Here is a 12,607-nt window from a genome sequence, read left to right on the forward strand (position 1 = left end):
GCCTCAGCGGCGGAACAGGTCGTTGAGTTGGGCGAACGGCAAGGCCTGCTCGCCGTAGCTGAAGGTGCCCTGATCACGGATCTCCAGTGCGGCACGCTGGAACGCGCCCAGTGCCGCGCGCGCCAGCGACGAACCGACGCTGATGCGGCGCACGCCCAGGTCCTGCAACTGGTTGACGCTCAACGGTACACCCGCCAGCCCCATCAGCACGTTGACCGGTTTCGGCGCCACCGCCTGCACCACCGCGCGCACCTCATCGACACTGCGCAGGCCTGGTGCATAGAGCACGTCGGCACCGGCCTCGGCATATGCCTGCAGCCGCAGAATGGTGTCATCCAGGTCCATGCGCCCGTGCAGCAGGTTTTCCGCACGGGCACACAAGGTGAACGGGAATGGCAGACTGCGCGCGGCCTGCACGGCGGCCCGCACCCGCGCCACTGCCAGTTCGAAGTCGTAGATCGGCGCGTCGGCGCGGCCGCTGGCATCTTCGATCGACCCGCCGACCAGCCCCACTTCAGCAGCACGCAGGATGGTCTGGGCGCAGTCCTCGGGCAAGTCACCGAAGCCGTTTTCCAGGTCGGCGGCTACCGGCAAAGCGGTGGCATCGACGATCACACCGGCATTGTCCAGAGTCTCGTCCATGCTCAAGGCACCTTCGGCATCGGGCCGCCCGAGGCTGAACGCCAGGCCTGCACTGGTGGTGGCCAATGCTTCGAAGCCGAGGCTGGCCAGCAGCTTGGCGGAGCCGGCATCCCAGGGGTTGGGAATGACGAAGGCGCCTTCACGCTCATGCAGTGCCTTGAAGGCTTCGGCTCGCAGGGTCTGTACATCCATGGTCACAACCTCCGGGGGCTGGGAATGGTCAGAGTAGCCCCAGTTGTTCGACCTCGGGGGCGCGCGGCAATTCCGGCAATGCTGCCAGACCAGGCAGGCGGGCCATCAGCCGTTGGTGGAAACGCTGGGCCAATGCCGCGGCCAGGCGGTTGTCGGACGTGTGCAGGAATACATAAGGGCTACGCCCCTCCTCGATCCAGGCGGCGACCTTGTCCACCCAGGGGGTAAGGAAGGTCTCGTTGGCCTCAAGCTGCGGATGGCCGATGAAACGCACCTGCGGGTGCTGGCTGAAGGCAGCGGGGCGCGGTGGCACCTTGGGTTTTTTCGACTGCGCATGCAGCACGGCGGGGTCGCGTGAGGTGCAACTGAACAGGGCGCGGGGGTCGAGGCAGATGCGCTCCACGCCGCGCTCGTGCAGCAGGCGGTTGAGCAGCCGTTCTTCCTCGCCCTTGGCGAAGAAGGCCTGGTTGCGCACTTCCACCGCCACCGGCACGCCGATTTCGTCGAGGAAATGGCCCAGTTCGCCCAACCGTGCGGGGCTGAACTGGGCCGGCAACTGCAGCCAGTACGGCGATACGCGCTGGCCCAGCGGAGCCATCAGGCGGGTGAAGTCGCAGGCCGCTTCCAGCTGATCCCGCAGGTCGCCTTCGTGGCTGACATCCCTGGGAAATTTGGCGGTGAAACGGAAGTGCGCGGGCATGACCTGCGCCCAGCGGGCAATGGTGGCGGGCGCGGGGCGCGCATAGAACGTGGTGTTGCCCTCGACTGCGTTGAATACCTGGCTGTAGTAGCCAAGCATTTCATTGGTATTGGCGTCGGCGGGATACAGGTAGTCGCGCCAGGCGTTCTCGCTCCAGGACGGGCAACCTAAGAAATAAGGCAGGGAAGATGGATTCATCCATCAAATGTACAGGTCAAGCCCCAGTACTTCCATGTCCCAGTCGGTAAAACCGGCCGTGCTGAGGTAACTGGCCAATGCAGTAGCAGTGCGCCGGTCACGAGCGCGGGGGAATACCATGTCCTGCTGGCGAGCCGGCAGGCCCGACGGGCGACGACGCGCAGAAGCCTCTTGGGTGACTTCGCTCTCTTCGATAAGCTCGGCATCGTCCACGTTCTCGTCCCGCACCGCACCTTTGCGCGGGGTGCGCTTGATCGGGTAGGACTGTGATGAGAAACCGTCGATACGCATGGCGTGAGCACTCAGGACCAATGATGGCAATTTAGCAGCATCAGAGTTCCGTCGCTAATGCTCGAGTGATAACTGGACCACAGTTTGCGCCGAAGGTTTTATCGTCAACTGCGATAACCGACGAACAGCACTCAGCGCGCCTTGGGTGTAGCCACATTATCGCGCAAGTAAACCGGTTGCGCCTGTTCGGCGACGATTGCCTCGCCACGGGCCCAGGCGAAATTGGCCAGGCTGAGAATGTCCAGCGCATTGGGCAGTGCCGCGGGGTTGCTGGCACTGGTCTGTACAGCCAGGCGCTCGGCATAGCCCCAGCCGGTACCGGCACCGAACCAGTCACCACTGCAGCCTTCAGGCAGGGCTACGCGCTCAGGCGGCAGCACGGCTTCCAGGCCCTGCAGGCGCATTTCACCGGCTTCGGCCTTGTAGCAACCCCAGTACACCTCATCCATGCGCGCATCGATGGCTGCGGCCACCTGCTCCACGCCGTGCTCGCGCAAAGCGCCCTGGGCCAGCGCGGCCAGGTTGGACACCGGCAGTACCGGGCGCTCCAGCGCAAAAGCCAGGCCCTGCACCACACCGATGGCGATGCGCACCCCGGTGAACGCGCCCGGGCCACGGCCGAAGGCAATGGCATCCAGTGCATTCAGCGCCACGCCGGAGTCCGCCAGCAGCTGCTTGATCATCGGCAGCAGCTTCTGCGCATGCATGCGCGGGATCACCTCGTAATGGCTGGTTACCTTGCCGTCATGCAGCAGCGCAACGGAACAGGCTTCGGTGGCGGTATCCAGGGCCAGCAGGGTGGTCATCGAACGGGTATCCAGGTGCGAGGGAAAAAGAGCGGCAGTATAAACGACAACGGCCCGCAAGCGGGCCGTTGTGACGCATGGCGTTGGATCAGCTCAGGGCTGCCAGCACCTTGGCGGTGATCGACTCGACCGAGCCGACGCCTTCGATGTGGCTGTACTTCGGCTTGCCGGCGTTGGCGGCCGACAGCTTCTGGTAGAAGTCCACCAATGGCTTGGTCTGGCTGTGGTAGACCGACAGGCGGTGACGCACGGTTTCTTCCTTGTCGTCGTCGCGCTGGATCAGGTCTTCGCCGGTGACGTCGTCCTTGCCTTCCACTTTCGGCGGGTTGTACTGAATGTGGTAGGTGCGGCCCGAGGCCAGGTGCACGCGGCGGCCTGCCATGCGGCCGACGATTTCTTCGTCGTCGACGGCGATTTCGACCACGGCGTCGATGTCCACGCCAGCGGCAACCATGGCTTCAGCCTGTGGAATGGTGCGTGGGAAGCCGTCGAACAGGCAGCCATTGGCGCAATCCGGCTGGGCGATGCGCTCCTTGACCAGGCTGATGATCAGCTCGTCGGAAACCAGCTGGCCGGCATCCATGACTTTCTTCAGTTCCAGGCCCAGTGGGGTACCGGCCTTGACGGCGGCACGCAGCATGTCACCGGTGGAGATCTGTGGAATACCGAACTTCTCGGTGATGAACTTTGCCTGAGTACCTTTACCGGCCCCGGGAGCTCCCAGCAGAATTACGCGCATCTCGTGCTCCTCAAATTTTTTTATGAAATTCAATGGATTCGGCAATCGAGGCCAAGTCCGGAAAATCGGGTATGACCATAAATCGGTCAGAAGGCTGCTCAAGATACACAGCGCCCGGCAGCCAGACAAGCGTCCCAAAGTTGCAGCATTGCGTCATTTGTAAGCAAAACCGCAGGTGGTTGCGCCCGGCGCAACCACCCTCCTCGCCCTGTTCTGGCCGCTTGCCTGCCGACCGTGCAAGGCCGCACCCGCAGGCTTCAGCCGGTGTTGCGCAGGCCTGCGGCAATCCCTGCCACGGTCACCAGCAAGGCCTGCTCCAACGGGCTGTCCAGAGCGGCTTCGCGGCTGCGTGAACGGGCCAGCAACTCGGCCTGCAGGCGGTGTAGCGGGTCCAGGTAGGTGTTGCGCAGTCTGATGAATTCCAGGGTCTCGGGGCTGTGCGCCAGTAGCACCGGCTGCCCGGTCAGGCCCAGCACCACTTGGCACGACTGCGACAATAGGTCGCGCAGGTGCACACCTAAAGGAAGCAAGCCCGGTTGCACCAGACGTTGGTCGTAGGCCTCGGCGATTTGCGCATCGGCCTTGGCCAGGACCATTTCCAGCATGTCGATGCGGGTGCGGAAGAACGGCCATTGCTCGCGCATCTGCCCCAGCAGCTCGCCCTGGCCCCGCGCCAAGGCATTGCTCAGGGCCGTTTCCCACCCCAGCCAGGCCGGCAGCATCAGGCGTGTCTGGGTCCAGCCGAAGATCCACGGAATTGCTCGCAGGCTTTCGATGCCACCGGCACGACGCTTGGCCGGGCGGCTGCCCAGCGGCAGGCGGCCCAGTTCCTGCTCGGGCGTGGACTGACGGAAGTATTCGACGAAGTCGGGGTTTTCCCGCACTACGCCGCGATAAGCCTTGAGGCCATCGGCCGCCAGCTGGTCCATCAGTGAACGCCAGGCGGGCTCTGGAGGTGGTGGCGGCAGCAAAGTCGCCTCAAGCACGGCGGCCAGGTAGAGGTTAAGGTTCTGCTCGGCGATGCCCGGCAAGCCGAACTTGAAGCGGATCATCTCGCCCTGTTCGGTGGTGCGAAAGCGCCCTGCCACCGAGCCTGGGGGCTGCGACAGGATCGCCGCATGGGCCGGGCCGCCGCCCCGGCCGACCGTGCCACCACGGCCATGGAACAGCAGCAGCTCGACCTGATGCTCGCGGCAGATGCGCACCAGGTTTTCCTGGGCGCGGTACTGGGCCCAGGCGGCCGCCGTGGTGCCCGCGTCCTTGGCCGAATCGGAATAGCCGATCATCACTTCCTGCGGCCCGCGCAGGCTGGCACGGTAGCCTGGCAGGCCAAGCAGGCGCTCCATCACCGGCCCGGCGTTGTCCAGGTCGGCCAGGGTTTCGAACAGTGGCACCACGCGCATCGGCCGGGTCAGGCCGGCTTCTTTGAGCAGCAGTTGCACGGCCAGCACATCGGAGGCTGCACCCGCCATCGAGATCACGTAGGAGCCCAGCGAAGCGCCCGGCGCCGCAGCGATCTCGCGGCAGGTGGCCAGCACTTCTGCGGTCTCTGCCTGGGGTTTGAAGTGCGCCGGCAGCAACGGCCGGCGGTTCTTCAGTTCGGCCTGGAGGAAGGCGATGCGCTGTTCTTCGTCCCAGTCGGCATAGCTGCCCAGGCCCAGGTAATCGGTAATCTCCGCCAGCGCATCACGATGCCGGGCTGCGTCCTGGCGCACATCCAGGCGACCTAGGAACAGGCCGAAGGTCACCGCCCGGCGCAGGCTGTCGAGCAATGGGCCATCGGCGATCACGCCCATGCCGCACTCATGCAACGACTGATAGCACAGCTCCAGCGGGGCGATCAGGTCGCGGTTGTCCACCAGCACCTCGGCACTGGCCGGCTGGCTGCTGGTCAATGCGACCTGGGCCCAGGCGCGGGTCGCCCGCAGGCGGTCACGCAGCTGCTTGAGCAATGCCCGATACGGCTCGGCACTGTCGACCACACGCTCGCGCAAGGCATTACTGGCTTGCTGCATGGACAGCTCGGCCGCCAGCGCATCGACATCGCGCAGGAACAGGTCGGCGGCCATCCAGCGGGCCAGCAGCAGCACCTCACGGGTCACGGCGGCAGTGACATTGGGGTTGCCGTCGCGGTCACCCCCCATCCACGAGGCGAAGCGAATGGGTGCGGCTTCCAGCGGCAGACGCAGGCCGGTGGCGTCGAACAACGCCTTGTCGACCTTGCGCAAGTGGTTGGGAATGGCATGCCACAACGAATGCTCGATCACCGCGAAGCCCCATTTGGCCTCGTCCACCGGGGTGGGCCGGGTGCGGCGGATTTCTTCGGTGTGCCAGGCCTCGGCGATCAGCCGGCGCAGGCGCTCGCGCACCTGCTCGCGCTCGGCGGAGGTCAGGTCGCGGTGGTCCTGCGCGGCCAGCTGGCCGGCGATGGCATCGTATTTCTGGATCAACGTGCGCCGTGCCACCTCGGTCGGGTGCGCGGTCAGCACCAGCTGGATATCCAGCTTGGCCAGTTGCCGGGCGAGAGCGTCATCCTTGTGCCCGGCCTGCTTCAGGCGCGCCAGCAGTTCGGGCAATACCCGCGCCTCGAACGGCTCTGGCTGGCCGGCATCACGACGGCGGATCAGCTGATACTGCTCGGCCATGTTGGCCAGGTTGAGGAACTGGTTGAAGGCCCGCGCCACCGGCAACAGGTCTGCTTCGGCGAGGTCCGCCAAGGTCGAGCTCAACTGCTCGCCAGCACCGCGGCGGTCGGCCTTGGCGCTGTGGCGGATGTCCTCGATTTTCTGCAGGAACGCATCACCGTGCTGCTGGCGAATGGTTTCGCCGAGCAACTCCCCCAACACATGGACATCTTCACGCAGGCGCACATCGATATCAGTCATTGGCCCTCTCTTCGGCGCGGCTCGCCGCGCTCCTCAGGAAACAGCACTGGCCCAAGAGTGCCCACTGCCGGGGCGCAAAGGCAAGCCGCGATCGCGCAAAGCAAACTAAAGTTAAGCCAGCGCAGTCTGATGCACTGCAGCCTTTACTGGCGTTCACAGAGGTCATCATGAAAATCCGCGAACTCGCCCAGCACTGGGAACAGAATGCCGCCGGCACCCTGAGCCCCACCGGCCACGCCTTGCACCTGGACCTCGAGTCCGAGGCACGCCTGGCTGCCCTGATCGACATGTACCCCAAGCGCACCGCCGAGGAACTGCTCGGCGAACTGGTCGCCGCCGCGCTGGAGGAGCTGGAAGCCAGCTTCCCCTACGTGCAGGGCCGCAAGGTCATCGCCACTGACGAGGAGGGTGACCCGCTGTTCGAAGACATCGGCCCGACCCCGCGTTTTCTTGCCTTGTCACGGCGCCATCTGCACGACCTCAGCAACACCGGCGACGACAGCGGCAATTGAGCTTGAAACACGATATTCCGGGCCTGCAACAGGCCCGGAACCACTCCAGGCATCGAAAGTTCCGAGCAAATCTCGCTGACCGATCAGTCAGAAATAAATAGCCGTAATGAGCATTTTTTTCGGAACCATTCAAAAAACGGTCAAGTCCCAGCCAATAGCCATCACGCTAAAACCCTGCACTCCCGCCATGTGCATCGTTGAGCGCAAGCGCAGGCAATGTCAGGGATTGAGCGATGGACTGCTACGGACATCGTCGTAATCAGGAGTGATCCAATGGAACTGACCACCATCAACACCCGCACCCCGAAACCCACATCCAGCCACGTGCGCGGGTTGAAGCTGGCCGCGCTGGCCCTTGGCAGTAGCCTGGTCCTTGCTGGCTGTGCTGGCAACCCGCCTACCGAGCAGTACGCCGTCACCCAGTCCGCTGTGAATTCCGCCGTCAGTGCCGGTGGTACCGAGTTCGCTGCCGTGGAAATGAAAGCGGCCCAGGACAAGTTCAAGCAGGCCGAAATCGCCATGCACGACAAAAAGTATGACGAGGCCAAGCGCCTGGCCGAGCAAGCCGAATGGGACGCGCGCGTTGCCGAGCGCAAAGCCCAGGCAGCCAAGGCCCAGAAGGCCGTGCAGGATGCCCGCCAGGGCGTTCAGGACGTGCGTCAGGAAGGCCTGCGCAGCGCTGAATGAGCGCCGCCATGCCAACCCGAGCCTTCGCAACTGATCAAAGGATGAACACTATGCGCAACTACGTCATGATTCCCGCCCTGCTGGCCCTGAGCATCAGCCTCGCTGCCTGCTCCCACGACCCGAACCCCAACCTGGAGTCGGCCCGCACCAACTTCTCGGCGCTGCAGAGCGACCCACAGTCGAGCAAGGTCGCCGCGCTCGAGACCAAGGATGCCCAGGACTGGCTGAACAAGGCCGACAAGGCCTTCATGGACCGTGAAAACACCGAGAAGGTCGACCAACTCGCCTACCTGACCAACCAGCGTGTCGAAGTGGCCAAGGAAACCATCGCCCTGCGTACCGCCGAGAACGAGCTGAAGAACGCCTCGGCCCAGCGCGCCCAGGCCAAGCTCGATGCCCGCGACGCGCAGATCGCCAAGCTGCAGGAAAGCCTCAACGCCAAGCAGACCGACCGCGGTACCTTGGTGACCTTCGGTGACGTGCTGTTCGACTTCAACAAGGCCACGCTCAAGAGCAACGCCTACCCGAACATCACCAAGCTGGCCCAGTTCCTTCAGGAGAACCCGGAGCGCAAGGTGATCGTCGAGGGTTACACCGACAGCGTCGGCTCGGCCAACTACAACCAGACCCTGTCCGAACGCCGCGCTGCCAGCGTGCGCATGGCGCTGGTGCGCGCAGGCGTCGACCCGGCACGCATCGTCGCCCAGGGATATGGCAAGGAATACCCGGTGGCGGATAACGGCAGCAACTCGGGCCGTGCGCAGAACCGTCGGGTGGAGGTAACCATCTCCAACGACAACCAACCGGTGTCACCTCGTTCGGTGAGCCAGATTCAGCAATAAGGCTGCCGAAAAAACTGGAACCCCGCCTTGATGGCGGGGTTTTTCATGCATGCACGCTGGCAACTAAAAGCTAAGACCGTGAATTCGATGTAAGGGCAAGTAAAGAGTTCGGAAAGCGGGATGGCACAGGCTTCGCCCGTGTTCGCGGGCAAGCCCGCTCCCACAGGAATGGCGGCAGCTTTTAACATTTGGGCAAGACAGTTGCTCCCGCCTGACCTGAGATTCACTGCATCTGCTGCGGCGTCTCCTGGCCCATGCAGCGCACTGCACGCTTGCGACTGTCCACCAGCACGCCAGTCAGGCCTTTCTGCTCGGTATCGAACAGCACCAGCACACCATCCACGCACTGGGCCACCTGCGGCGCCGGGTCGAGGGAGACCTTGTAGTCCTCGCCAGGAATCGTCTTGAGCATGGTGAAGTCCTGCAGCAGCAGCGCATCCTCGGGTTTGGCGAAATGCAGGTAGCCGTAGTACCAGAGGGCTCCCACCGTCACGATGATGCTGCCGACACCGGTCAGGATCAGCGGGATGGCGTTGCGTTCTTCACTCATTGCTTGTTCTTCTCTTCAGGGTAGTTGGGCACTTCGGCAAGCCGCCGCAGGCCGTTGAAGTGGCTGGGGTCATCGAGGAAGCGCAGCATCACCTGGCGCCACACCGGGTCGGCGAAGGTCTGCACGTGCCCCCCACGGGTCAGCTGCAGCACCCGCGGGGGCGGTGCGTGCTGGTACAGGCGGATGCCGTTGTCCATCGGCACCAGGTTGTCGTCGATGCTGTGGAAGAACAGCTTCGGCGGGCTGCTCAGCTGCTCGATCGAATGGATCGCGCTGTCGCCGTCCGGCACCAGCCAGGACAGCGGCACCTGCAGCGGCCAGGTCATCCACGAGGTACTCAGTGCGTAGCGGCCGACCGCACGGTAACTGGCCGGCACACCGTCGAACACCAGGGCACTGAAGCGCTGGCGCTGCTCGGGGTGCTGCGCCAGGTAGTGAATCGCCATTGCCCCGCCGAGGCTCTGGCCAAGCAGCACCAGCGGCTTGCCCTTGACCTCGGGGGCCTGGGCCAGCCAGGCCATGGCCGCGTCGATGTCCTGATAGACCTCGGGCAAGCTCGGCGAGCCCTCGGACAGGCCATAGCCACGGTAGTCGATCATCAGCACCTGGTAGCCCTGCTCCGGCAGCCAGTAGCTGCCGCCAAGATGCCCTGGCAGATTGCCGCCGTTGCCATGCAGGTGCAGCACCGTCCCCTTCACCTCCACGCCTGCCTTGGCCGGCAGCCACCAACCGTGCAGGCGCAGGCCATCGGCGGTGGTCAGGCTGATATCGCGATACTCCAGCTTGGCCCGTTTCGGCGTGAACGGTTCGCCAGGTTCCGGGTAGAACAGCAGACTGCTGCAGCCACCCAGACCTAGCAGAAGCAAGCCCAGAACCAGCAGGCGGCAGCGCTCAGAGAATGTTCGCGTAGTCGGCTTCAATGCGATCCAGGCTCAAGTGGTTGAGGAAGTTGGAGAAGCACATCCAGGCCGACAGCGCGTTGAGGTCGCGGAACTGCTCCGGCAGGTACTTGGGTGGTTCCACCAGTCCCTCCTCGACCAGCTGGCGCAGGGTGCGCATGTCTTCCAGGGTGGTCTTGCCGCAGAACAGCAAAGGAATTTGCTCGAGCTTGCCCTTCTTCACGGCCAACTGAATGTAGTTGTAAACCATGATGAAGCCCTTGAGGTAGGACAAGTCCTTGGTGAATGGCAGGCCATTGGGCACCGAGCCGCGGAACACCCGGCTGGCGTTGCTGTAGCTCTGCGTCATCTCAAAGCCCTGCTCGCGGAAGAAGTCGAACACCTGCAGGAAATCGGCGCCCTCCTCGACCATGTGGATGGCGCGGGTGCGGTTGGTCAGCTTGCGCAGACGGCTGGGGTAGGACGCGAAGGCGATCACTTCCATGAGGATCGCCAGGCCTTCCTGGGTCACCGTCGACGAAGGCGGGCCCTTGGCCAGGAAGGTGCAGATCGGCTGGTTCAGGCCGTTGAGCGTGGTCCCCACGTGCACCAGCCCTTCATGCACCTCCAGCGCACGCACGTCACGGTTGTTGAACATGGCATCGGCGCGCACCTTGATGTAGTCGGCACCCGCTGCGGCATCGGCGACGATACCGTCCGACTCGAACACGCGGATGGTTTCCTCTGCCTCGCCGAACACCTTGTTCAGGCGGCGCTGGAGAATGTCCACGGCCTCCTTGGCGGTCAGGTTCTTCGGCTCGTCCTTGAGGTCGCCGCGCCCGTCGATGTTGTTCAGGTAGTCCGAGAGCATCAGCCCCAGGTCGGCCAGGGTCGGGTCACCGGCATGGAAGGCGTCGGAGGCGGCGCCGTACAACTCCTGGGAAATCAGCCCGAAGTCTTCGGTACCGCGGGCTTCGAGCATGCGCACGACCATGCGGTACTCGCGGCACATGCGCTTCATGATCTGCCCAACCGGGTTGAACTGGCCGAGCTGGCGAATGATGTCACGCTCGATGGCCTGGAACTCGGCCTTCACCGCGCTGGAGTCGAACGCCAGCGGGCGGGCCAGGTAGTACTCGCGATTGACGGCGGGCGGCTCCTTGCCCTTGGCCTTGAGGAAGCCCTGGCGAATGTTGTCGTCCCATTTCACCGCGTCCAGGACCCGGATCGGGGTCTGCGCCGCGACGATACGGTCGGACAGGGCGCGGATGGTTTGCTGGTATTCGTCCACGGAGGACTCCTTGATCAGATCCTGACTATTTGCCGCTGCGCTGGAACCGCGCCACTTCGACGAACAGGTCGGAGTTCGCCGGGTCATCCAGATATGCCAGCACCCGCGGCGACGGGCTGTCGATCAGCACACCCTCGCCGCTTTCCTCCGGCACCTCGGTGCTGCGCCCGGTCAGTTCCTTCTTCTCGACCGCCTGCTGCACCTGCTCGACATCGAGGTTGTAGACCACCAGCTCCTTGCCATCGACGATATCGAAACCGCCGATCAGGAAGTTGCCGCCCAGGCGCTTGGGCACGCCAGCCGACAGGTACCAACGGTTGCCATGTCGCGAGACGGTGAAGGTGTATTCCTCGGGCGCCTTGCCCTTGGCCGTGGCCACCGCCTTGTAGGCATCGCCACCGCTGCGGCTGATGGTCAGCTTCAGTGGCTCGCCCCAGGCGTCCTTGCTGCTCCATTTGCCGAGCAAGGCCTTGGGCGCCGCCTGGTTGCTCGGCAGCGGCTCATGAAAAGTCACCAGACAACCGCCCAGCAGGAGGAATGACAACGTCAACAACACCACACGCCAGGCTTTCATCAGGTTCTCCTTGAAAGTTCGGTCTCAGCTCAGGCCGATGCCAACACCAGGTGAAGGTAACGGGTAAGCATAGCGAGCATCTGCCCATCGGCTTGCGTATCGGCATCCTTGAGCAGGCCCTGATATTCCATCTGCTCGATAATCGCCGTCAACATTTGGGCGTCCTGTTCCGGTTGCTGCGAGCCAACCACCTGCAGCAGCTGACGGGCGCCGTGCAGCAGAATCTGCTCATGAGCGCGCACCAGCTCGGCCAGGCGCGGGCACAGCAGGGCCTCCTGGCGGAAGGCCTGCTCGGCCATCATGAAATCGCGGCGGTTGAGCAACTGGCGCTGGACATAATCGGCGGTCATGCGGGCGATTTCGTCGGCCAGTCGCGCCCGCGACTGCACGCTGCCATCACCCTGGGCCAGCAGCTGGCGCAGGACCACCTCGGTGTTGGCCCAGAGCTTGGCCATGTAGGCGGCGCTACGCTCGACGTACTGGGCGAAGGTATCGGTGAGCAGGTCTTCGATGTCCTTGAAGTAGTAGGTGGTGGCCGACAGCGGCACACCCGCCTCGGCGGCCACCGCACGGTGGCGCACGCCACGCACGCCATCGCGCACGACGATGCGCATGGCGGCGTCGAGGATCAGCTGGCGGCGCTGTTCGCTGCCTTGACGGGCGGTCTTGCGACCCTGGTACTGCACGCTCTCGGCGACGGCGGTGGCGATGCCAGCGGCGCCTTGTTGGGCCATTGCGGGTGTCACAGTGGTTACCTCATGGACAGTGGTTTGCCTGTACCGCGAAGAGGCCGGCACAGACAACATAAAGCTTCAGGCAA

At 64.0% G+C, this 12,607-nt stretch carries 14 protein-coding genes; 3 read left to right on the forward strand and 11 right to left on the reverse strand.

All coding sequences use genetic code 11. The annotated features are described in order from the left end of the window. Window positions 1-3: 3 nt before the first annotated feature. The 6 genes from BGP85_RS23860 to ppc all read right to left on the reverse strand — a co-directional run bounded on the left by BGP85_RS23860 (window position 4) and on the right by ppc (window position 6,453). A complete protein-coding gene (locus BGP85_RS23860; protein WP_103445422.1) occupies window positions 4-834 on the reverse strand; it encodes an isocitrate lyase/PEP mutase family protein in 831 nt (276 codons plus the stop codon). A 28-nt stretch (window positions 835-862) separates the two neighbouring features. Continuing rightward, window positions 863-1,732, reverse strand: a complete 870-nt coding sequence (locus BGP85_RS23865; RefSeq protein WP_103445423.1) for a DUF72 domain-containing protein — start codon at window positions 1,730-1,732, stop codon at window positions 863-865. A 3-nt stretch (window positions 1,733-1,735) separates the two neighbouring features. Further along, complete coding sequence (locus tag BGP85_RS23870) at window positions 1,736-2,023, reverse strand: hypothetical protein (RefSeq protein ID WP_103445424.1); 288 nt, start codon at window positions 2,021-2,023, stop codon at window positions 1,736-1,738. A 131-nt stretch (window positions 2,024-2,154) separates the two neighbouring features. Continuing rightward, a complete protein-coding gene (tsaB, locus tag BGP85_RS23875) occupies window positions 2,155-2,829 on the reverse strand; it encodes a tRNA (adenosine(37)-N6)-threonylcarbamoyltransferase complex dimerization subunit type 1 TsaB (protein WP_103445425.1) in 675 nt (224 codons plus the stop codon). 88 nt (window positions 2,830-2,917) lie between these two features. Next, entirely contained in the window at window positions 2,918-3,568 is a 651-nt protein-coding gene (gene adk / locus BGP85_RS23880) for an adenylate kinase (protein WP_028691565.1), read from the reverse strand. 257 nt (window positions 3,569-3,825) lie between these two features. Further along, window positions 3,826-6,453 (reverse strand): phosphoenolpyruvate carboxylase, encoded by a 2,628-nt coding sequence (gene ppc, locus BGP85_RS23885; protein ID WP_103445426.1) that lies wholly within the window; start codon window positions 6,451-6,453, stop codon window positions 3,826-3,828. Window positions 6,454-6,620: 167 nt separating this feature from the next. Here ppc and BGP85_RS23890 point away from each other — a divergent pair, with 167 nt between their 5' ends. From BGP85_RS23890 to BGP85_RS23900, 3 genes are all read left to right on the forward strand, one after another. Further along, window positions 6,621-6,965 carry a hypothetical protein gene (locus BGP85_RS23890; protein WP_060512646.1) on the forward strand — a complete coding sequence of 115 codons (345 nt, stop codon included), beginning with the start codon at window positions 6,621-6,623 and terminating at the stop codon, window positions 6,963-6,965. 273 nt (window positions 6,966-7,238) lie between these two features. Next, window positions 7,239-7,652: a DUF4398 domain-containing protein gene (locus BGP85_RS23895; RefSeq protein WP_103445427.1), complete on the forward strand. Its 414-nt coding sequence runs from the start codon at window positions 7,239-7,241 to the stop codon at window positions 7,650-7,652. 50 nt (window positions 7,653-7,702) lie between these two features. After that, window positions 7,703-8,494 (forward strand): OmpA family protein, encoded by a 792-nt coding sequence (locus BGP85_RS23900; protein ID WP_103445428.1) that lies wholly within the window; start codon window positions 7,703-7,705, stop codon window positions 8,492-8,494. A 223-nt stretch (window positions 8,495-8,717) separates the two neighbouring features. On the opposite strand, the gene BGP85_RS23905 is transcribed toward BGP85_RS23900, so the two are convergent. Genes BGP85_RS23905 through BGP85_RS23925 form a run of 5 tightly spaced genes read right to left on the reverse strand, consistent with a single transcriptional unit; the run spans window position 8,718 to window position 12,521 of the window. Next, window positions 8,718-9,044, reverse strand: coding sequence for a hypothetical protein (locus BGP85_RS23905; RefSeq protein WP_103445429.1), 327 nt, complete (start codon window positions 9,042-9,044; stop codon window positions 8,718-8,720). After that, a complete protein-coding gene (locus tag BGP85_RS23910) occupies window positions 9,041-9,964 on the reverse strand; it encodes an alpha/beta hydrolase (RefSeq protein WP_103445430.1) in 924 nt (307 codons plus the stop codon). The genes BGP85_RS23905 and BGP85_RS23910 overlap by 4 nt, the downstream gene beginning before the upstream one ends. Beyond that, window positions 9,936-11,213 (reverse strand): flavohemoglobin expression-modulating QEGLA motif protein, encoded by a 1,278-nt coding sequence (locus BGP85_RS23915; protein WP_103445431.1) that lies wholly within the window; start codon window positions 11,211-11,213, stop codon window positions 9,936-9,938. Before BGP85_RS23915 ends, BGP85_RS23910 begins: the two co-directional genes overlap by 29 nt. Before the next feature lie 25 nt (window positions 11,214-11,238). Then, window positions 11,239-11,787 (reverse strand): hypothetical protein, encoded by a 549-nt coding sequence (locus BGP85_RS23920; protein WP_103445432.1) that lies wholly within the window; start codon window positions 11,785-11,787, stop codon window positions 11,239-11,241. Between the two features lie 29 nt (window positions 11,788-11,816). Continuing rightward, window positions 11,817-12,521: a TetR/AcrR family transcriptional regulator gene (locus BGP85_RS23925; protein WP_103445433.1), complete on the reverse strand. Its 705-nt coding sequence runs from the start codon at window positions 12,519-12,521 to the stop codon at window positions 11,817-11,819. Window positions 12,522-12,607 lie beyond the last annotated feature (86 nt).

Origin of the sequence: Pseudomonas putida (genome assembly GCF_002906855.1) — a bacterium.
GTDB lineage: Bacteria > Pseudomonadota > Gammaproteobacteria > Pseudomonadales > Pseudomonadaceae > Aquipseudomonas > Aquipseudomonas putida_N.